At 33.6% G+C, this 22,542-nt stretch carries 18 protein-coding genes; 3 read left to right on the top strand and 15 right to left on the bottom strand.

Annotated elements, in window-relative coordinates; all coding sequences use genetic code 11:
- Positions 1-216: 216 nt before the first annotated feature.
- The 8 genes from hisIE to hisG form a co-directional block, all read right to left on the bottom strand.
- On the bottom strand, positions 217-816 hold the full coding sequence (hisIE, locus tag ACRBBL_RS25545; RefSeq protein ID WP_431371939.1) for a bifunctional phosphoribosyl-AMP cyclohydrolase/phosphoribosyl-ATP diphosphatase HisIE: 600 nt from the start codon (positions 814-816) through the stop codon (positions 217-219).
- A gap of 151 nt (positions 817-967) precedes the next feature.
- On the bottom strand, positions 968-1,723 hold the full coding sequence (hisF, locus tag ACRBBL_RS25540; protein ID WP_431371938.1) for an imidazole glycerol phosphate synthase subunit HisF: 756 nt from the start codon (positions 1,721-1,723) through the stop codon (positions 968-970).
- A gap of 91 nt (positions 1,724-1,814) precedes the next feature.
- Positions 1,815-2,534, bottom strand: a complete 720-nt coding sequence (gene hisA / locus ACRBBL_RS25535; RefSeq protein WP_431371937.1) for a 1-(5-phosphoribosyl)-5-[(5-phosphoribosylamino)methylideneamino]imidazole-4-carboxamide isomerase — start codon at positions 2,532-2,534, stop codon at positions 1,815-1,817.
- 115 nt (positions 2,535-2,649) lie between these two features.
- On the bottom strand, positions 2,650-3,231 hold the full coding sequence (gene hisH / locus ACRBBL_RS25530) for an imidazole glycerol phosphate synthase subunit HisH (protein WP_431371936.1): 582 nt from the start codon (positions 3,229-3,231) through the stop codon (positions 2,650-2,652).
- Between the two features lie 80 nt (positions 3,232-3,311).
- The gene (gene hisB, locus ACRBBL_RS25525) at positions 3,312-4,445 is read right to left on the bottom strand and encodes a bifunctional histidinol-phosphatase/imidazoleglycerol-phosphate dehydratase HisB (RefSeq protein ID WP_431371935.1); all 1,134 of its coding nucleotides are present in this window, start codon (positions 4,443-4,445) and stop codon (positions 3,312-3,314) included.
- A 101-nt stretch (positions 4,446-4,546) separates the two neighbouring features.
- A complete protein-coding gene (gene hisC / locus ACRBBL_RS25520) occupies positions 4,547-5,599 on the bottom strand; it encodes a histidinol-phosphate transaminase (protein WP_431371934.1) in 1,053 nt (350 codons plus the stop codon).
- 11 nt (positions 5,600-5,610) lie between these two features.
- Positions 5,611-6,903, bottom strand: coding sequence for a histidinol dehydrogenase (gene hisD, locus ACRBBL_RS25515; protein WP_431371933.1), 1,293 nt, complete (start codon positions 6,901-6,903; stop codon positions 5,611-5,613).
- On the bottom strand, positions 6,903-7,760 hold the full coding sequence (gene hisG, locus ACRBBL_RS25510) for an ATP phosphoribosyltransferase (RefSeq protein WP_431371932.1): 858 nt from the start codon (positions 7,758-7,760) through the stop codon (positions 6,903-6,905). The genes hisD and hisG overlap by 1 nt, the downstream gene beginning before the upstream one ends.
- Positions 7,761-8,019: 259 nt before the next feature.
- Here hisG and ACRBBL_RS25505 point away from each other — a divergent pair, with 259 nt between their 5' ends.
- Positions 8,020-8,937, top strand: coding sequence for an OmpA family protein (locus tag ACRBBL_RS25505; RefSeq protein ID WP_431371931.1), 918 nt, complete (start codon positions 8,020-8,022; stop codon positions 8,935-8,937).
- Between the two features lie 31 nt (positions 8,938-8,968).
- Entirely contained in the window at positions 8,969-9,547 is a 579-nt protein-coding gene (locus tag ACRBBL_RS25500) for a hypothetical protein (RefSeq protein ID WP_431371930.1), read from the top strand.
- Between the two features lie 171 nt (positions 9,548-9,718).
- Here ACRBBL_RS25500 and ACRBBL_RS25495 read toward each other — a convergent pair whose 3' ends face one another.
- The 5 genes from ACRBBL_RS25495 to fabG are packed head-to-tail and all read right to left on the bottom strand — an operon-like array spanning position 9,719 to position 16,627.
- Complete coding sequence (locus ACRBBL_RS25495) at positions 9,719-10,534, bottom strand: prohibitin family protein (protein ID WP_431371929.1); 816 nt, start codon at positions 10,532-10,534, stop codon at positions 9,719-9,721.
- Positions 10,535-10,539: 5 nt separating this feature from the next.
- Entirely contained in the window at positions 10,540-13,269 is a 2,730-nt protein-coding gene (locus ACRBBL_RS25490) for a T9SS type A sorting domain-containing protein (protein WP_431371928.1), read from the bottom strand.
- Between the two features lie 15 nt (positions 13,270-13,284).
- Entirely contained in the window at positions 13,285-15,321 is a 2,037-nt protein-coding gene (locus ACRBBL_RS25485; protein WP_431371927.1) for a vWA domain-containing protein, read from the bottom strand.
- A gap of 4 nt (positions 15,322-15,325) precedes the next feature.
- On the bottom strand, positions 15,326-15,862 hold the full coding sequence (locus ACRBBL_RS25480; RefSeq protein ID WP_431371926.1) for a hypothetical protein: 537 nt from the start codon (positions 15,860-15,862) through the stop codon (positions 15,326-15,328).
- Between the two features lie 18 nt (positions 15,863-15,880).
- Positions 15,881-16,627, bottom strand: coding sequence for a 3-oxoacyl-[acyl-carrier-protein] reductase (gene fabG / locus ACRBBL_RS25475; protein ID WP_431371925.1), 747 nt, complete (start codon positions 16,625-16,627; stop codon positions 15,881-15,883).
- A 245-nt stretch (positions 16,628-16,872) separates the two neighbouring features.
- Here fabG and ACRBBL_RS25470 point away from each other — a divergent pair, with 245 nt between their 5' ends.
- Positions 16,873-18,798 (top strand): S9 family peptidase, encoded by a 1,926-nt coding sequence (locus ACRBBL_RS25470; RefSeq protein ID WP_431371924.1) that lies wholly within the window; start codon positions 16,873-16,875, stop codon positions 18,796-18,798.
- A gap of 70 nt (positions 18,799-18,868) precedes the next feature.
- Here ACRBBL_RS25470 and ACRBBL_RS25465 read toward each other — a convergent pair whose 3' ends face one another.
- Positions 18,869-21,817 carry a M16 family metallopeptidase gene (locus ACRBBL_RS25465; protein ID WP_431371923.1) on the bottom strand — a complete coding sequence of 983 codons (2,949 nt, stop codon included), beginning with the start codon at positions 21,815-21,817 and terminating at the stop codon, positions 18,869-18,871.
- A gap of 271 nt (positions 21,818-22,088) precedes the next feature.
- On the bottom strand, positions 22,089-22,337 hold the full coding sequence (locus ACRBBL_RS25460; RefSeq protein ID WP_431371922.1) for a hypothetical protein: 249 nt from the start codon (positions 22,335-22,337) through the stop codon (positions 22,089-22,091).
- Between the last annotated feature and the right edge of the window lie 205 nt (positions 22,338-22,542).

The following is a 22,542-nucleotide window of genomic DNA, read 5'->3' as shown; positions in this document are numbered from 1 at the left end:
ATTTCAAAGTACTTCTCGATATAATTCGCTTTTGCGAATCGCTCAAAGGGACGATTTGAAGAAAGTTTTCTTTGGGTGTTGGGTGTTGGGTGTTGGGTGTTGGGTGTTGGGTGTTGGGTATTGGGTGTTTAAAACTATACTTTTTAATTTAAAATTTAGCATTAAACATTTATAATTTATGAATGATTCTAAAAACTCAATACTATATTTCAAAAACTATTTCTCTCTACTTTTCAACACATTTACAATATCATTGAGTTTATATCCTTTAGCTTGAAGCAAGATTAAGTAATGAAATAGTAAATCGGCACTTTCGTTTAAGAATAAATCATCATTATCGTCTTTGGCTTCAATGACAACTTCCACAGCTTCTTCCCCAACTTTTTGTGCTATTTTATTCATTCCTTCTCGGAATAATGAAGCCACATAACTTTTTTCGTCTTCTTTGTTTTCTTTGCGATTTTGAATCGTATCTTCTAATTGACTTATGAAGCCATAAGACATTGTGTTTTCTTCATTCCAGCAGGTATCCGAACCTTTGTGACATGTTGGTCCAACTGGGTTTACTTTGATGAGTAAAGTATCTTTATCACAGTCATTTTGAATGCTTACTAGGTTGAGAAAGTTTCCGCTTTCTTCCCCTTTTGTCCATAAGCGTTGTTTTGTTCTGCTAAAAAAAGTTACTTTTTCGGTGGCAATTGTTCTTGCATACGCTGCTTCATTCATGTAACCTAACATCAAAACATTTTTAGTTTCATTGTCTTGAACGATGACAGGAACAAGTCCATCGTTATTTTTATTGAAGTTAATCTTCATTTATCGAGTATTGAGGTTTTTGGATTTTGAGCTAATTTGTTTACTTCCAAAGTATAAACTATCAAATTTATAAACTCTTACACCTTATTATTTGTCGCCAAAAATAAGAAAACTTAGCGGAGTCAAAGTTAAATTATATATAATTTATAGTTTAAATTCTGACATTAATTCCGTTATCTTTTAAATTTTGTTTAAGTTCAGGTATTCCGATTTCTTTGAAATGAAATACACTTGCAGCTAAAGCGGCATCTGCTTTTCCAGTAACGAATGTATCTTTGAAATGTTGCATGTTTCCTGCGCCACCAGAAGCTATGACTGGAATATTAACCGTTTCTGATAGTTTTGCCAAAGCTGTATTTGCAAAACCGTCTTTTGTACCGTCATTGTCCATTGATGTGAATAGAATTTCTCCTGCGCCACGTTGTTCGACTTCTTGTGCCCAATCAAAGAGTTTGATTTCTGTTGGAACTTTTCCTCCTACTAAATGTACAATCCATTCGCCATCAATTTGTTTTGCGTCAATTGCAACGACAATACATTGATTTCCAAATTTGGACGCTAATTCATTGATTAATTCTGGGCGTTTTACTGCTGCCGAATTGATAGAAACTTTATCTGCGCCCGCTTGGAGTAAGCGATCTACATCTTCTGTAGAGGAAATTCCGCCGCCAACTGTAAATGGTATGTCTACTTGCGAGGCAACATCTAAAACCAGTTTCTGCAATGTTTTTCTACGCTCTTCGGTTGCCGAAATGTCTAAAAACACCAATTCGTCTGCACCTTCATTTGCATATATTTTTGCGAGTTCTACAGGATCGCCAGCATCACGGAGATTTACAAAGTTGACTCCTTTTACTGTACGTCCGTTTTTGATGTCTAAACACGGAATGATTCTTTTTGTAAGCATTGTTTATCTTTTTATGTCATTTCGAATGAAATGAAGCAACCTGTTACTTTAAGATTACTTCGACATACTTTCTCGTAATGACCTATCTTTTTTATACTAATTTTTCAAGTTGCTTGAGTGATATTTTGTTTTCGTAAATCGCTTTCCCAATAATTACACCTTCACAACCTAGTTCTTTAAGTTTTGGCAATTCGTCAAACGTAGATATTCCGCCGGAAGCGATTAATTTTAATCTAGAATCGCATTCCACCATGATCCTTTTGTATAATTCAAATGATGGTCCTTCGAGCATACCGTCTTTGGCAATGTCAGTACAGATTACATATTGAATGTTCTTTTTTAGATATTCTTGAATGAAAGGAATCAATTCTTCATTACTTTCTTCTTGCCAACCGCTAATTGCGATCTTTTCATCCATTGCATCTGCACCTAAAATAATGCGTTCTCTACCATATTTTTGAATCCATTGTGTAAATAGCTCTCTGTCTTTTACGGCAATGCTTCCGCCTGTAATCTGTTTTGCGCCACTTTCAAACGCGACATGTAAATCTGAATTCGATTTAAGTCCGCCACCAAAATCAATCTTTAAGTTTGTTTTAGAAGCAACGAGTTCTAATACTTTATAATTGACAATATGCTTGGCTTTAGCGCCATCCAAATCGACCATGTGTAAGTATTGAATGCCAGCATCTTCAAATTGTTTTGCGACTTCCAACGGACTTTCATTGTATATTTTCTTCGTGTCATAATCACCTTTCGAAAGTCGGACGCACTTTCCGTCGATAATATCTATTGCTGGTATGATTCTCATGAGTTATTTTTTTGTTGATTCGTTTGTTTGTCTTTTGTTAGTAAATAACAACTATAAAATTTCAAAGTATATTTTGAAACTTCTCAATTCTCAATACTAACACCTCAATACTACTTTATAATTTCAAAAAATTTTGTAATACTACACTTCCTGCTTTGCTACTTTTTTCTGGGTGAAATTGCACTCCATAAAAGTTACCTTTTTGCAAAGCCGAAGCATAATTGATATCATATTCACTTTCAGAAATCATTTCAGGTGATTTTTTAGCGTAATAACTGTGAACCAAATACATATATTCATTTTCTCTGATTCCTTCAAATAGTGGGCTTTTCAAATTTTGAATCGTATTCCAGCCAATTTGTGGCACTTTTACATTTGCTGAAAAATGAACGACTTCCGTATCAAAAATGCCCAACCCTTGTGTGTTTCCTTCTTCCGAAGAGTTACACATGAGTTGCATACCTAAGCAAATTCCTAAAACTGGTTGCGTTAAAGTCGGTATGATTGTATCAAGCTTACTTTCTTTTAGCTTTTTCATCGCGCTACTCGCCTCTCCTACGCCTGGAAATATAACTTTGTCTGCGTTTCTTATTTCGTCTACATTATTGCTCAAAATAGCTTCTACTCCTAATCGTTTCAAAGCAAATTTGATGCTTTGTATGTTTCCTGCTCCGTAATTTATGATGACTACTTTCATTTATTTAGTATTGAGATTTTAGATGTTAGTATTGAGATATTTTAAAACTCAATTCTCATTACTAACATCTCAGAAGTATATTAGAGCATTCCTTTTGTTGATGGCAAAATCATTTTTTCGACATCTCGTTTTACGGCTGCTTTGATGGCTTTTGCGAATGATTTAAAGATTGCTTCAATTTTGTGGTGTTCGTTGATGCCTTCCGCTTTGATGTTTAGATTGGCTTTTGCGCCATCAGTGAACGATTTGAAGAAGTGATAAAACATTTCTGTTGGCATTTTTCCAATCATTTCACGCTTGAAATCTGCTTCCCAAACCAACCAATTTCTTCCTCCAAAGTCAATAGCTACTTGTGCCAGACAATCATCCATTGGCAAACAGAAACCATAACGTTCTATGCCAAGTTTGTTTCCTAAAGCTTCCGCAAATACTTCACCCAAAGCAATCGCAGTATCTTCAATTGTGTGGTGTTCGTCTACTTCTAAATCGCCTTTTACAGTTATATCCAAATCTAATTGTCCGTGACGTGCAATTTGATCTAACATGTGATCGAAGAATGCAATTCCTGTTTCTATGTTTGATTTTCCTGTTCCATCTAAGTTTAAATCAATTTGAATCTTAGTTTCATTTGTATTTCGTGTTAATGAAGCTTTGCGCTCTTTTGCTTTTAGAAACGCGTAAATTTCATCCCAATCGTTTGATTCTAAACCAATATATTCATCTAAATCAGAACGTTTTACTGTGATTTCATCTGTTCCTAAAAAGGTTTCATCGTTGATGTAAATTCCTTTAGAATCTAAGTTTTTAGCCAATTCGATATCCGTTAATCGATCGCCAATTACGAATGAATTTGCTAAGTCATAAGCTTCCGAAAAATATTCTGTCAGCAAGCCCGTATTGGGTTTACGAGTTGGCGCATTGTCTTTGGCAAAAGTTCTGTCAATGACTATTTTATCAAAAACAATTCCTTCTCCTTCTAGCGTTTGCAAGATAAAGTTGTGCACAGGCCAGAATGTATTTTCTGGATATACATCTGTTCCTAAACCATCTTGATTAGTAATCATTACCAATTCAAAATCTAGTTCGTTGGCAATTTTTCGAAGTGAAGATAAGGCTTTCGGATAGAATTCTAGTTTTTCAAAACTGTCTATTTGCTCGTCTGCTGGTTCTTTGATGATCGTTCCGTCACGATCTATGAATAGTACTTTTTTCATAATATTTTTTATTCCTGTATTTTAAACTGCGATCAATATGACACGCAGGAATCTATTTTATAGGTTTTATAATTGCATCTCGACTGCGCTCGATGTGACATTTAGTATTTTGAAATTGCTACTAATTCCGAAATCAATTTCTTGTTCTCAAATTCAGTTCCTACCGTAAGTCGCAAACAATTTTCACATAAAGGTTGCGTTGTTCGGTTTCTGATTACGATTCCTTTTTCTATTAATTGTTGGTAGCGAAGATCGGCATTATCTACCTTAACTAAGATAAAATTGGCATCTGATGGATATATTTTCGTTACAAAGTTTACATTCTTTAATGCATTCGCTAATTTCACTTTGTTTTCTTGAATGTTAGCTATTTCTTGTTGTACACCTTTTTCATCTAAAATACGATCCAATGCATGCATTTGTGTTAGTAGATTCACATTATACGGAGGTTTTATACGATTTAAAACATCAACAATAGTGAACGAAGCATAACAGATTCCAAGTCTGATGCCTGCCATTCCATACGCTTTTGAGAGCGTTTGTGTAATGATAAGATTAGGAAATTCCTCAAGCCGTTTCAACCAACTTTCTTGGCTTGAGAAGTCTATATATGCTTCGTCGATCACTATGATTCCGTTAAATTCTTTGAGTAGTTTTTCTACTGTTTCCGTATCGAAACTGTTTCCTGTTGGATTGTTTGGCGAACAGAGAAATAAGATTTTACTGTTTGCGTCTGCTGCATTTAAAATTTGATCTGCTTTTGGTTGAAACGATTCCGTTAAGCATATTTCTTTTACAGCAATGTCGTTTACGCCTGCCAATACATTGTACATTCCATAAGTTGGCGGCAACGTGATAATGTTGTCTTGCTTAGGTTCACAAAATGCTCTGAAAATCAAATCGAGAATTTCATCACTTCCATTTCCCAAAACCATATTGTTTGGATTGCAGTTTTTTACGGCTGCCAACGCTTTTTTTACATCCTTCTGTTTTGGATCTGGATAGCGATTTACGCCATTTTCATACGGATTTTCGTTGGCATCCAAGAATACCATGTCATTCCCAGAAGCTTTGTATTCATCTCTTGCAGAGGAATATGGCTTGAGTGTTTTTATGTTTTCTCTTATGAGAGAATTTAGATTGAATGTGTCCATCTCTATAGCTCTTAGCTGTTTGCTTTTAGTTCATTTAATCGAAGTGTCACAGCATTTTTGTGCGCTTGTAAGCCTTCTGCTTCTGCCATGAGTTCAATAGCATTTCCAATGTTTTGGATTCCTTTTTTGGATATTTTTTGAAATGTCATGCTTTTTTGAAAACTTGCTAGGTTTACACCAGAATATGCTTTTGCATAACCGTTTGTTGGCAAGGTGTGATTGGTTCCTGAAGCATAATCGCCCGCACTTTCTGGCGTGTAATTACCAACAAAGACAGAACCTGCATTTTGAATTCCGTTTGTATAGAAATCTTCATCTTTTACACAAATGATAAAGTGTTCGGGACCGTATTCATTGATTAAGTCTAAAGCAATTTGATCGTTTTCAACTAAGATTAGTTTTGAATTGTCAATCGCTTTTGCTGCAATTTCTTTTCGTGGCAATTGTTGTAGTTGTGTTTCTACTGCTTTTTCCACTTCCGTTAGAAAGTTCTTTGAGGTCGTTACTAATATTACTTGACTGTCAGTTCCATGTTCTGCCTGACTTAGTAAGTCGGAAGCCACAAAGTCTGCATTTGCAGAATCGTCTGCTACAACGAGTAATTCACTTGGTCCGGCTGGCATGTCAATAGCAACTCCGTATTTAGTTGCGAGTTGTTTTGCTACAGTTACGAATTGATTTCCTGGTCCAAATATTTTATAGACTTTGGAGATGGTTTCCGATCCAAAGGTCATACCTGCAATGGCTTGGATTCCTCCTACTTTGTATATTTTGGTAATTCCGCATAATTGTGCAGTGTACAATATTGCTGGATTTACCTTGCCTTCTTTGTTTGGTGGCGTACATAGAATTATTTCGTTGCAACCTGCAATTTTTGCAGGAATAGCCAACATTAAGATCGTTGAGAATAAAGGTGCCGTTCCGCCAGGAATATACAATCCGACTTTTTGAATGGCTCTTTTTTCTTGCCAACATTGTACGCCCTGAGTCGTTTCTATCGTTACAGTAGCGGTTTCTTGTGCCGCGTGAAATGAAGTAATATTTGCCTTTGCGACAGCAATGGCCGCTTTCAGTTTTTCTGAAACGGTTTTTGCAGCAGTATCTATTTCAGCTTGACTGACAACAAAATTATCTAGTAAAACATTGTCAAAGAACGACGTGTATTTTTTAATTGCTTGATCGCCATTTTTTTGAACTTCAGAGAAGATTTGCGAAACCGTAGCTTCAATATCGTCTACTGTTTGTGTTGGACGCTCTAAAATTGCTGTCCAAGTGGATGGTTGTGGATTGAATATTTTGTTCATTATAATACCATTTTTTCGATTGGACATACTAAAATTCCTTCTGCGCCATTTTGTTTGAGTTCATCAATGACGTCCCAAAAGTCTTCTTTTTTGATTACTGAGTGCAGTGAACTCCAGCCTTCTTCAGCTAGTGGAAGAATTGTTGGGCTTTTTAATACAGGTAATATTTTGCTGATGGCTTCTATTTTGTCGTTTGGAGCATTGAGCAGAATGTATTTGGAAGTGCGCGCCGTTAATACAGATTGAATTCTGAATTGTAGTTTTTGAAGAATTTCGTTTTCTTCGGGTTGAATTTTTGGAGAAACCGCTAGTACAGCTTCACTTCTTAGCATGATTTCCACTTCTTTAAGATTGTTTTTAAAGAGTGTACTTCCACTGGAAACTATGTCGCATATTGCATCGGCAAGTCCTATGTTTGGTGCAATTTCTACAGAACCATTAATGATGTGTAATTCTGCATTAACATCTTTTTCTTTGAGATATGCTTTCACCGTTTCTGGATATGAAGTTGCGATACGCTTGCCTTCAAAGTCTTTAACAGAATTGTAGTTTTCTCCTTTTGGAATGGCTAATGAGACTTTGCATTTGGAGAATCCTAGTTTTTCGGCGATGGTGATGTTTTCTCCTTTTTCTACCAATACATTTTCTCCAATGATGGCAACATCTACCACGCCGTCGCGAAGGTATTGTGGAATGTCTCCGTTTCTTAGGTAGAAAACTTCTAAAGGAAAGTTGCGTGCTGCTGCTTTGAGTTGTGCTTTTCCGTTGTCGATGGAAATTCCGCAGTCTTTTAACATTTTGAGCGAATCTTCATTGAGTCGTCCCGATTTTTGAATGGCAATTTTTAACTTTTTCATTATTTCTTTTATAATGTTTGAGTACAAAAATTGAGCATTAAAAAACCCGTTTGATGTACTCAAACGGGTTTTAATATATTTTTAAATTACTTCAATACATTATCATTTCGCCTGAGAGCAAGTATGAGAATGATGATGATGTAATTGTGTGTAAGACATGTTTGTTTTTTATTTGATGCAAATGTAATTAATATTTTTGATAGCTTCCTAGTGTTTTTTCAAATAATTTTTCTGCATTTTATCGAAAATATACGATTATATGTGTTTTTTTGGCAGTTATGATTGCGATATCGGAAATGAATCCCTAATTTTAGAAGCATTAATAGCCAGCCCAACTATGAAACATTTTGTGATTGCCTTTGTACTCTTTTGTACATGGTTTTACTTTGGTGTTCGTTACTACGAATGCAATGTAAAGAATCTTTGTGAAGTTCCTAAAAACCCAGTAGTTGATACTATTAAGGTTGTTAAGGAAGTTCCAGCAAAAAAAATACTTACTTTTTTACCTTTTTCTATTACAAAAAATGCTGCGGCTGTTTCTTTAATTGATTCAGTTTCTAATCCGCTGCAACCGTTTTTTACATATTTGAATGCAAATCAAAAAGAAGAATTGATTGTTACTTCATTTTTTAGTAAAGATGAAAATGGTGCTATTGCACTTTCTCGAAACGAGGTTGTAAAGAAAAAGTTAGCCAGTTTTGGAATTAATGTAGATCGCGTTGTATTTCAGACCAAACAAGAAGACATTAAGTTTGTAACGAATAATCAATATGATAAAGGCTTTGCGTATGAATATCAAGAAATGTCTGAAGAGCGCATAAATGCTATTGATGAGAGTATTGCTTCTAAGATTTTATACGCTGGTTTTGGCTCAAAAACATTTAAACCAGATAATACCTTGAATGCATATGCTATTGAATTGAAAAGTTATTTAGCAAAACATCCTTCAAAAACAGTTGAAATTATTGGTCATACTGATAGTAGTGGCGATGCAGAAGATAATATGTGGTATGGAAAAGAACGCGCTAAAAGTGTGATGCACTATTTTGTTTCTCAAGGAATTGATGCTAGTAAATTGACTATTTCTTCTAAAGGTGAAACCGAACCAATTGCCCCAAATACCAAAGAAGGACAACGATTGAATAGACGCATTGAAATTAATATAACACAAGACTAACTAAACATAACTAACACAACTAATTGATTATATGCCACTTTTATTTTTACAAAACCTCACACCTACATCTACTTGGGAATATTTTGTAGTATTCTTGATAGGATTTGGTTGTTTTTTGATTGGCTGGATTTTTTCGAAACGTAGCTCTAAACGTAAATATGAGAAGTTACTCGCTGAACAGAAAAAGAAAAACAAAGAAGAATTTATTAATACAAGTTATGCCCCATCTAAAGGTGTACGTGCTGTAAAAACACGCGAACGTTCAGGAAGAGCTGTTGATGCCACTGATGACTTAGGTGCTACAGAAGGTGCAGCTATTGAGAATTCTCCTTTAAATTTTGAGAGCTTTGGAGTTGCAGATGCTTCAGAGAAAGATGATTTGAAACGAATTAAAGGCGTTGGCCCTTTTATTGAGAATAAATTGAATACGATCGGAATTTATACATTTGATCAAATAAGCAAGTTTTCTTCAGAAGATATGCAAACAGTTACGGAGTTAATTTCGTTCTTCCCAGGACGTATAGAACGTGACGATTGGAAAGGACAAGCTTCTGTTTTGAAAAAAGATAGTGATACTGATTTTAGCAAACGATTAAGCTCTGATAAATAGATTGCTGTTAGACTTTCTTAGATTTTTAGATTGTTAGATTATAATGATATTAAAATACAGGATAGCTAAATGAAATTAAAGCGTCCTCCTTACCTAGAATTACTCAGAATAAAAAAAGGGAAACTTTAAGCCAGTTTCCCTTTTATTTTATGTGTTATTTTGTTTTCTATTTTATTGATTTCCTAAGATTAAAGGCATTCCTCCTTGTCCAGAACCAATAACAATTACTTTAGAGTTTGGAGACTCCGATAATTTTATAGTAGCTTCAATTCCTTTTTCTTGAAGAATCTTGTCTGTTAACGAAGCACTTAAAATTTTGTTTGCTGCTGCTTTACCTTCCGCTTCTACACGTTGTCTTTCAGCTTCTTTTTCGGCAGTTTGTAATAAGTACTTATATTTTTCTAATTCCTGCTCTTTTGTTTTCTTGTCTTCAATTGCTGCAGTAATCTTTTTTGGTAATTCAATCTTTTCAACTAAAACTTTTAGTAAGTCAATATATACTTTCTCTAAGTCTTTTTTAGTTTGCTCTTCAATTTCTTTCTGAATTGAATTCTTTTTAGATGAATACAATTCTTCCGCAGTATATTGTCCAATAATACTTCTTGCTACCGAGTTAATAGCTGGTCTTACTTTTCTTGAGTAATAGTCTAAACCTACTGTTTGGTGTAATTTACCTAAGTTTTCTTGGCTAGGTTTGTACTGAATTGTTAAATCTACTTCAACAGGTAAACCATCTACTGATAATAACGCTGGTAATTGTTCTTGAACTGTTTGATCTCTTAATTCATATTTAATCATACTATTCCAAGGTGCTACTACATGAAATCCTTCTCCATAAGTGTTTTCGAGGTCAACTCCGCCAGAAAATTGTTTGTATAAAACGCCTGCTTCTCCAGAGTTTATGGTTACTGCCGATTTTGCAATTAGTACAATTGCTATAATTACAATGATTAATATTGGTATTCCAATTTTAGGTAATTTGTCCATTTTTATTAGTTTTTGATTATTTTTTTAGTGATTATATTTCCGTTTGTTAATTCTATAGTTAGTATATAGATACCTTTTGAGAGTGACGATATATCTATTGTATTCTTTTTTATGTTTGTTTTTATAGATTCTCCTAGTAAATTATTGATATGTATGTTAGATATGTCATTTGTTACATTAATCGTTAGAATTCCTTTTGTTGGGTTTGGATATATTTTAATATCATTTATTGTAGTTGATTGATTCTGTACAAATTGACCAGTATTATCAGATGAATTGGTAGCTCTAGAAGCTATAAATGATCTATCATTAAATGTATATACAATGATCCCTCCATCTGTATTTCTTAACGCGATAAGTTCGTCGTTATTTGTTTCAGCATTAAAGTTACCACTTCCTAAAATATTTCCTTCTATCTGTTTTTTGTGGAATGTTTCTGATCCCAATGCTCCAATAGTATAGGTACTTCCACTTTCGTTCACATGATACACTTTATATTTTGATTCATAGTTACCATGCATGATAATATTGTCTTTTCCATCACCATCATAGTCACCAACAGTCAGTGCTTGCCAATCATGACCTGTTCCCCAACCTGTATTTTGTGATTTGACTTCAAACTGATATGTACTTGTGTTTAATGACAGTACGTAATATCCATTGGTTAAATAGTCTGGAGAATTTACTAATACTACCAATTCATCTCCTAGTATATTGTCAATCACATTTCCAGAAGCAATTCCTGTTATTGTAGCATTTGCTGGTATTTCAAGTAATGCTTTTAGTGAAATAGTAGACCGTGCTGTTCTAGCACCAGTAGCATCATGTGTAAATAATCGTATTTCCTGGTTATAATTTCTTGCTAACACAAAATCTTCTCTATCTGTATTGTCAAAATTACCTGCTGCTGCTCCAACCCAGTCTGATGCTGCCCCCCAACCTATAGCTTCAGTATCTTGGACAATATTTCCTGCTGAAATACTGTATATGTAATAACCATTTTTTCCAACTTCATTAGAGACAATCACTATTTCATCCTTTTCATCACCATAAAAATCTCCTGCAGCTAAATTTCCCCAATCAAAACTACTTACATGAGAAAATGGGGTAATTATGTCATCCTTTATTTTATTATCAGAAGTAATTGTTCCAATTCTAATGGTTCCTTCTTTGTTATTTGCATACACAAATTCTTCAGTAGGATCGTCATAAAAATTTCCACTATCTACACCAGACCAATTTATATCTGTAGCATATTTGTGTTCAGATGCTATTGGTGCAAATAATTGTTGTGTTTTATGTAAAAATGCAATAGTTAATCCTCTTCGTAAGTTTCTTGAGAAGTTATCTATAGAATTTAGTGTTGGATAATAATTTGTAGTATTGAAATCAGTAAGCATTTGATGAATTCTAGCATCTACACTTGCATACAACATCCAATAATCATATAAATAACCATTTGGAGCTTCTGTAAGAGGCAATCCTGAATCATATGGATGAGTATTGGTATTGTCTTTAAAATTCCATGTATTATTTACTGTATATCCATTGTCTACACCATCATCAAGTTCTAATATATCTATAAATATATCATTTAGAAAAGTATTGGCGTATTGTTGTATATCCGTAGCTGTAAAGGTACTTGCAATATTATATTCTACACACTCATAAGCAAATGCAGCAGTTAAAGCAGCATGCGAGATATCTTCTCTTAATGGATCTCCGTCTCTTGCAATATCTGGATGCTCAGGGTCAGTTATTCCCGTTGGCAATGATGCAGTAGGTGTCGGATCTACATATCCCCAATATGTCCATTGTTTAGCATCTGCAACTACTTTAGTATATTCTTTTATATAATCTGCTAATAGCTTTGCTTTATCTAAATATTCGGAATTGTCAGTAGCCTCATATAATTGTACAAATGCTCGTCCCATACTCGCTTGCATATTCATAGGAAGTCTAGCACCTTTAAATGCTAGAAAAGCATTTGCTCCATTATGTTCTCTATAATAACCTATGGTGTTTCCGCCAGCACCCAAAGCAGTTTCCCAAAAAGTGTTGAAATACGTATAAGTTGCTTCAGATGCATCTAATAAATCATCTGCTATTTGTAAATATGTATAGGACAAATTTTCTGATTGTCCAAAATGATTAAAATTAGTGTCTTGAATAGCTGTGTCAGCATCTTTTATAATATTGTAAAACTTTGTAAAAGCATAAATAATATTAGCATTTCCAATTAGATGCGGAACGTCTTTACATTCAGGACAACTTGTATATTGTCTTGTAGGTGCATGTGTGTTTTTATGCCAATCGTCGTCTCCACCAAAACCTTCGTATCTTGGACAGCCTTTATTATAATATCTAGTTGACCATACTTTATTCAACGTAGTTCCATCATACGGATCAATTGGGTCATACTCAACAGATGTAGCATCAGGAATAGGAATGATGCCATTTCTATTATCGTCACGTCTATTGAGTGTTCTATTTGCATTCCATAAAAAACGGTCTAAATAATAAGTATTTCCTGTATTTTCATACATAACTAGCAATGCATCCATTCGCATGCTTATGTCATAATAAAAAGAAGCTCCATCATACGCATAGTATGCGCTTGCCATATCTATTCCTCCTGAATCATTTACATAGACATCTTCATAATAATTAGCTAATTGGGCAGAAGAAATTATTACATTGAATAGTAATGCGATGAAAAGTATTGTTTTTTTCATGAAATGAGTTGTTGGTTATATTAGACCGTAATATTTTCTTAAAAACCATTCTAAGGCAAGGAAAACTGCTATTATTGCAAGTAAATATTTCCAATCTATCAAAGATACGACCTTTTCATTACTTTTCTCAATGGTTTTGAAACGTTGATCGTTAATTAATTCAGAAATTATATTTTGCGAATTGTCATTGATATGAAATGTTTTACCATTGGTTTTAGCAGCAATAGCCTGTAATCGTTGTGTATCTGCGTTTAAGAATTGTTTTTCAATATCGAATTCAAGAATTTTGAAACTTCCCGATTTACTGATATTCTTTCCTTCTGCTCGTACAGTGAAGTTATAGGATGCTGGCGGTAAATTGTTTAAATCGACTGTGTAGAAACCTGCGTTTAACAACATCGGATACGTTGTAGTTTCGTCTGTATCTTTGTTTTTGACGATTGCAGTTAGGTTTGCATTTGCATCAAATTCATAAGATGGATTGAAGTATTGCGCCGTGAGTTGAATTTCACGATTTCCATAGTAGAATGATTCGTAACCAACCGTTAAGCGTTCGCGTTTTTTGTTAGACGCTAGGTATTGTACCAATTTCCCAAGAAACGTATCAAATTCAATAAAGTTTTCTTGCGCCAAGAAACTGTTTGCACGCCATTTCCAAATGTTTTCTCCAGCTAAGATTGCTGCACGTTTATTATCGTCCGTATACGTTGCCAATAATGCTGAATTTGTAGAAACACCAGATATTACTTGCGATAAAATGATTTCGTGCGCCACATTGAATTCTACTTCTCCAAATGCATTTTCTAATGGCGGATAGTCTGAAAAGTCAATAGCATCAATCAAGAAATTTGTGTAGTTTGAATTTAACTGCCCTTGCACTTCTTCTGTTTCTTGCAAGTCATCTTTTCGGAAACTCGTTTGAATATCGTTTAAGAAATTCCAGTCGGTTTGTGTTCCTGTAATTGTAAGTGTATTTTTCTCTAAACGTTTAATGTTTTGGTATACTTCCTGAAATTTTCTATTTGGCTGATAGAGAATAACTAACTGATAATCATTCAGTACGCTTGAAGCTTCATTGGGTTTTAAAATATCTACGCCGCGTAGTTCGTTACTTTCTAAGCTTTTCTTTAAGGCTCCTAAATCCGGATGGATAATGTCTGAAACCAATGCAATTTTCACTTTTTGGTCAATGACTTCTACAGCAAAATAGCGTGAATTATTTTGTGTATTTTTTTCTAAATTTAAAGGTGTCAACGTAGCACGTAATGTTTGTACACCAATTTTTGTAGCAGACACATTTAAATTTACTACTTTGGAATTGTCTGTAGGTGAAAATGTCAATGCTTTACTCGCCAAACGTTTTCCATCGGCAGTGAGTATTAAATTTGTTTGAACCGTTTCGTTTCCAGTATATGTTGCAATGACTTCTACAGGAAATTTATTTTTCAAATACGCGTATTTGTTTGCGTTTAGTTGATCGATTTTTAAATCGACAAATGTTGTAGTATCTCCTGCTACGACAGGAAATATAGGTTGTTTTATTTTTGAGGATAGAAACTGATAATCGTTTCCATAAGTTTGATTTCCATCAGTAATTAAAATGGTAGGCGCAATAGCATCTTTGTAGAGTTTATTGATGTCTTTTAACGCTTTGCTAATATTTGTTTGTGATCCTGTAAAGTTTACGGAATCGTTTTCTTTCAATTCATTTGAAAAAGTATACGTATCAATTTCAAATTTATCTTGAAGTTCTTTCGAGTTTTTTAATGCTGCTAAAATAGAAGTTACTTTAGTATCGTAACCCAATTCTGCTACCGAAGAAGAATTATCAACTGCAATAGTCAATACTGGTTTTTCGGTGTAATAGCTTTTTTGTTTAAATTTTGGATTGATAATTAAGAGCAATAGGGCAAATACACTTAAAAATCGTAAAAACGAAAAAAGCACTAATTTTTTAGTGCGTTTTTTCGTTTTATAGTAATAATGAAATATCGCAACAAGTGCTGATATTATAGCTGCTATACAGATGTATACTATCGTTGTTGTTTGCAATAGTTTATTTTGTTTTTATGAGTTCAAAAGATTTTAAGAAGCGGAAAATGCTATCATTATGATCCTTGTCTGCCGTACAAATTACTTGTGTGATAAACATAGAATTTTCTACTAGATACGCATTTATGTATATAAATCCTTTTTCCATTTGAATTTTGATGCTTCTTCCTGGATATCCGTTGAATTTGACTGGATGGTCAAAATTTAAAAATCCTTTTACATTTGAAACCGCTCCTTTAACAGCACCATCTAATACAGTATTGTTGTATTCTTCGTCTGCATTTTTGAATTGTTCTTTAGGATAGTCTGAGCGAATTACAGAATACACAGCATTGTCATCACCAGAAGCTGGTGTATACATAATCATGTGCATGTCTAGTTCACCAACAGCCGTATCAATTTTTTGAACAGTTCTTTTGGGTTCACTAGGAAAATGTGCTACAAATCCTAAGTCTTCTGCTTTATACTTCTCCCAGTCTTGTGCTTGTACTGCATTGAACGAAAGAAAAAATACTGTCATTAAAAAAAGTGCTTTCTTCATATTTATTATTATTGTGGTTTAAGTTAACATTCCACCGTCAACGTTGAGCACTTGCCCAGTAATGTACGCTGACATATCACTAGCAAGGAAAACACATGTATTTGCTACATCTTCAGGTGTTCCTCCTCTTTTTAACGGAATTGCATCTCTCCATCCTTTTACGACATCTTCTGGCAATTTACCTGTCATTTCAGTTTCTATAAAACCTGGTGCAATTACGTTGCTACGAATGTTTCTAGAACCTAATTCTAATGCTACTGATTTAGAGAATCCGATAATTCCTGCTTTGGAAGCTGCATAATTTGTTTGTCCAGCATTTCCTTTAACTCCAACAACAGAACTCATATTAATGATAGAACCTTTACGTTGTTTCAACATTGTACGTTGAACTGCTTTGGTCATATTGAAGACAGATTTTAAGTTGACTTCGATTACTTTGTCAAAATCTTCTTCTGAAATACGCATTAATAAATTGTCTTTCGTGATTCCTGCATTATTAATCAATACATCAATCGAGCCAAACTCTTTTAATACTTCTGCAGCCAAGTCTTGTGACTCTTGATAATTTGCTGCATTACTCTTATATCCTTTTGCTTTTATGCCTAATCCGTTTAATTCTTTTTCTAATTCGTTGGCAGCTTCTACAGATGAACTGTATGTAAAAGCAACATTTGCTCCATGAGCTGCAAATACTTGCGCTATTCCTTTTCCTATTCCTCTACTCGCGCCTGTTATGATGGCTGTTTTGCCTTCTAGTAATTTCATACGTAATAATGGTTGAATTTATTTAGTTCAAATATAGTTAGAATAGTTAGGTTTTCAATAGCAAGTTTTAGGATTATTCAGAAAATAATAAAGGGTTTCTGATATAATGAGTTCGCATGTAATAGTTTATAAATTTATCAAAATAAAGATGAAGTTGAAGATAATTTCTAAAAAAATTATGTTAAATAGTGTAACAAAATTCTAGTTTCACAGTCTTACAGGGATATCATACAAAAAACAATATCATGAGAAAACTACTGCTTTTTTCCTTAGTACTGCTTTTTATAGCATGTAAAGAGGAAGCCAAAAAACAACCTGAGCTTACAGAATTGAAGCCACCACCAAAAATTTCAGTTGAAGATTTCTTTAAGAATTCTGAAAAAACATCATACCGTTTATCTCCAAATGGTGAATACCTTGCTTACTTAGCTCCTTACAAGGATCGAATGAATATTCATGTACAAAAGATTGATGGCGACGAAACGACTAGAGTTACTAGCGTAGAAGATCGTGATCTTGCTGGATATTTCTGGGCTAGTGACGACCGTTTAGTATATGCAAGAGATAAAGGCGGAAATGAAAATTTTCATGTTTTTGCTGTAAATAAAGATGGAAGTAACGAAAAAGATTTGACTCCTTTTGATGGCGTACGTTGTGAAATAATTGATGCACTTGAAGATAATCAAGATGAAATGATTATTGGATTAAATAAGAGAATTCCGCAAGTATATGATCCGTATCGCTTGAATATTAATACTGGAGAATTGACAATACTTTACGAAAACCCAGGAAATATTACAGGTTGGGACACTGACCATGACGGGAAATTACGTGTAGCTACGAAGACAAATGGTGTTGATACGACTATTTTATACCGTACTACAGAAGAGGAACCTTTTAAAGAAGTAATGACTACTAATTTTAAGCAAACATTAGCTATTCAATATTTTGATTTTGATAATGGTGATATTGTATATGCTGCTTCAAACTTAGGAAGAGATAAAGCTGCGATTGTTAAGTACGATTTAAAAGAAAACAAAGAAGTTGAAGAGATTTTTATGGATACAGAAGTTGATGTAAGCGGAATATCTTATTCTTCTAAAAGAAAAGTACCTACATTTATTAGCTATACCAAAGCAAAATTGAATAGAAAATTTTTAGATAAAGATGCTGAAAACTTTTTTAAAATGCTTGAAGATAAATTAGGTGCAGACAACGAATATTATATTACATCAAGCAATAAAGATGAAGATAAGTTTTTAATTTATGCTGGAAATGATAAGACAAGAGGAATATATTATTTTTATGATGTGAAGAAAGAAAGCCTAAAAGAATTGGCTAATTTAAGTCCATGGATCAATTCTGAACACATGGCAAATATGAAACCTATCACCTACACTTCTAGAGATGGTTTGACAATTCATGGATATTTAACATTGCCAGTTGGTGTAAAAGCAGAAAACTTGCCAGTTGTTGTAAATCCGCATGGTGGACCTTGGGCTCGTGATAATTGGGGATTCAACCCAGAAGTACAGTTTTTAGCCAATAGAGGTTTTGCTGTATTGCAAATGAATTTTAGAGGTTCTACAGGATATGGGAAGAAGTTTATGGAAAGTTCGTTTAAGAAATGGGGACAAGAAATGCAAAACGATATTACTGATGGCGTAAAATGGTTGATTAAGGAAGGTATTGCGGATAAAGATCGTGTTGCTATTTATGGTGGAAGTTATGGTGGTTATGCTACTTTAGCAGGAATTACGAATACGCCAGACTTGTATGCAGCAGCTGTTGATTATGTAGGTGTTTCAAACTTATTTACATTTATGGAAACAATTCCTCCATATTGGGAACCATATAAGAAAATGTTATATGAAATGGTTGGAGATCCGAATACGAAAGATAGTATTATGATGAAAGCTAACAGTCCTGTTTTTCATGTTGACAAGATTAAAACACCATTATTTGTTGCACAAGGAGCAAATGATCCGCGTGTAGTACAAGCAGAATCTGACCAAATGGTTGAAGCATTGAAAAAGAATGGAGTTACTGTAGAATATATGTTAAAAAAGAACGAAGGTCACGGATTTAGAAACCAAGAGAATCGTTTCGATTTTTATAATTCTATGATTACATTTTTAAATGAAAACATGAGAACTAAAGTGAAAGGGTAATTTTTTATCCAATTTACAACTATAAAAAAAGCGCTTCGAATGAAGCGCTTTTTTGTTGCATATAATTTTCTTATTGTTTGATCTCCTTTGCTTTTTCGTAGTTGAAAAGATAATCGACATCCATTTCTTGAATTTCCCCAAGCTTAGATAAAGCCTTCATATCAATGTCCTTTTTGTTTCCTATAACCATAACATTGAATTCTTCTCCTTTTACATTTTCATTAAAGAATGTTTTTAAATCAGCCAACGTCATATTTTTAATAGCGTTATACTCTTCTTTTATATCACTCATTTCAATTCCTTTTTCTTTAAAGTTTTCATGAGTCCAAAATATATTCGACTTGGTAATACGATCGGCTGCCATTTGTTTTAAAATTGATTCTTTAGCAGTGTTGAATTGCTCTTCTGCTTCTGGCATATCATTCATTAACGCCATCATAGCATCAACAGCTTGCGGCATCTTATTGGCTTGTGTTCCAATAAATGCCATTAAATAGTTCGATTTTCCTTTTTCTGAAGCATCAGCATAAAATGCATACGTGGAATATGCTAATGACTTTGATTCTCTTATATCCTGAAATACAATATCTCCAAAATATGAATTGAATAAGTTTGAAGCCGCCATGTTTTCTGTTTTGAAAGTGTTTCCTTTTGCTAAGAGTGACATTTTAGCCTGTACCATATCATAATCAACAAAGAATACATTTCCTCCAGTTTCTTGCTCTACATATGCTGTCGCTTCTTGATATGGTTTTAATTCATCTGCTACTTTATGGTGTTGATTTAGCGCTGTTATCGCTTTCCCCACATCTTTTCCATAATAGAAAATACGCTGCTCATAATTCTTAAGATCCTTTACTAAGTCTACCAATTCTTGCGGATTCATATCTAGTAACTCGCTTCTACTGTATATATTACGTAAACGTGAGTTTTCACCATATTTAGCAAAGTTTCGCAAACCTGTATTTAAAATAGTGCTTTCACGAACTTTGTTGTCTTGTCTTGTTTTGATGATTTTTGCCACATATTTATCGTAGGCTTCTTGGTTTGGTATGGCATTATTCCATAAGTGAGACAACAACTCTAAACCTTTAGGTAAGTTTTCCTTTAAACCGTTCAATCCAACATACGATCTCTTAGCTCCTGTACTTACATAATAATTGATTCCTAATTTATAAAACTCCTTCTTTAATTCTTCTGCGGTGTATTTATTTGTTCCTAAATATTCCATATAACGAACCCCCAAAGCAAGTTTTTTATTATGATCTTTTCCCATGTCAAAAATAACATTGAGTTCGAATAAATCGTTTTGCTCATTTTCAATATAAGAAACCTTAATACCATTGGTTAGTTGTGTTTCTTTTATTTTTGATTTAAGGTCTGGAAATACTGGCTCTATTGGGTCAGATTTTCTCGAATTAAATGCTTGTAGATACGGAGAACTTTTATCTTTATTAAGGTTTACAGGTGTTATTCCTGGGTTTTCAACTTTTACAACATTAGCATCTGTTCCTTTACGCTTATAGGTAATTACATAATTGTCTTTGTAAAATTTGTTAGCAAAATCAACTAATTCTTGCTTAGTGACTTTTTTCATTTCATTTAAAAACTTCACTTTTTTATCCCAATTTTCTCTATGAATAAACGCGCTGTAATAGGCTTGTGCTACATTTGTGCTACTTTCATAGTCTTCAGTTTGTCGTAGTTTTAAATCGTTTACAACTGCTTCAATCATCCATTCATCAAACTCTCCTTTTTTTAACTTTTCAATTTGATCTAAAATCAGATTTTTTACTTCGTCTAACGATTGACCAGCTTTTGGAAATCCTCTAAGCATTTGATATCCATAATCATTTAAAAATGTTGCAGAACCTCCTGCATATTGTACTAATTGTTCTTGATTTAAATTTAAGTCAATTAAACCAGCTTCTCCATTCGCTAAGATCATATCTATTAATGTCAATAATACTTCATCTTTCGAGTTAATTCCGCCTGAACGAAAACCAATAAAAACATTTTCAGCAGTTGGTCCAAAAACTTCTCTTTCTATTGGAGCTGTAATAGGTTCTTCTTTAGGTAATGTAGGATGTGACACTTCCTTTTTCTCCATTTTACCAAAAGTATTGTTCACTTTCTCAATAGTTTTCTCAAAATCTAAATCACCCACTAAAACAATTGCCATATTGTTTGGTACATAGTATTTGTCAAAATAATTGTTAATATCAACTAGTGAAGGGTTTTTTAAGTGTTCTGCAGTTCCGATAGTACGTTGCTGTCCATACGGATGATTTGGAAATAGAGCATCCATCAAGGCATAGTATCCTTTTCTGTAGTCGTTATCTTGTGTTCTATTAAATTCTTCGAATACAGCTTCTAATTCTGTGTGAAACAAACGTAAAACCAGCTGACTAAAACGTTCACTTTCTAAGTCTAACCATTTGTCTAATTCATTAGAAGGAATTTTTCCTTTGTAAATCGTTTCTTCAAACCAAGTATGTGCGTTGGAACCTGTTGTTCCTAATGAACTTGTCATTTTATCATATTCATTGGCAATGCTATAGTTTGAAGCAACTAGAGAAACGCTATCAATCTTTCGATATAAGACTTTCTTTTTTTCTGGATCTTTTTCTGCTCTATGTTGTTCGTATAAAGCGGATATTTTTTCTATTTCTGCTTTTTCTTTTTCCCAGTCTTGTGTTCCAATCTCGTCTGTTCCTTTAAAAAGCATGTGCTCTAAGTAGTGAGCTAATCCTGTAGATTCTTTCGGATCGTAGTTAGAACCCGCACGCACCGCAATATAGGTTTGTATTTTAGGCTCATCTGTGTTCTTACTTAGGTATACTTTCAAACCATTTTCTAAAGTATACAGTCGCAATCCTGTTGGATCATTTGATACAGTTTCATACGAAAAACCATTCGCATCTTTTTGTTGATTGACTTCAACAGTATCATTCGTTTTTTTACAACTAAAAATTACAAGTGTACTTGTAATTAACAGCAGCAGGTTAATTTTTTTCATTTTCATTTTTTGATTAATTTACATTACAGAAACCAGCAATATTGTGTTCTAATATAGCGTATCACAATATATTACATTTTTCAACATTTTGGTTTATTGTTGTGTAGCAGATCAAGTCAGAAAACGTTATTTTTTTCGAATAGAACAGTATGTTTATTTTTTAATAGTTTTTTACTTAACAATATTGAAAGAAATTCGAACATGTAGTGTGTAGAGACAAAAAAAGTGAACCGAAGTTCACTTTTCACTTTTTTTCATGATAATTAATGTATTAACAAATACCTATTGGCTCACAAGAAATACTTGGCGGACAACCATCAGTTGGACTACAACCAATTTGAGTTCCACAATTGTTAGTTCCGCAATTGTTTTGTGTTCCACAATCATCTGTTTCAATTCCACAAATTCCAAATGGTTGACAAGAAATTGTTCTCATTCCTCCTTTTACACCATTCTGGCGCCCTAAGTTCGAAATTGACTTTTTGTTCAATGATAAATTTGTTAAATTTCTTTTTTTCATGGTTAACGTATTTAGAGTTAATTTTCGAATCTAAGCTACATATCCTAAAACGATTTTAAAAGAAATCACTCTTCAGATTCATAAATCATAAGCAACAAAAACAAACGCAACTAAATGATATAAAGATCATTATATTCAATACTGTAGTTCAATAACAAGATTGTGACAACACATACCATTTGTGTTTTTAAAGTGATGTTTTTAT

Source organism: Kordia sp. (assembly GCF_050633145.1).
Classification (GTDB): Bacteria; Bacteroidota; Bacteroidia; order Flavobacteriales; family Flavobacteriaceae; genus Kordia.
Note: the sequence above shows the minus strand (reverse complement) of the source record. Positions and strands in the feature narration are given on the sequence as shown.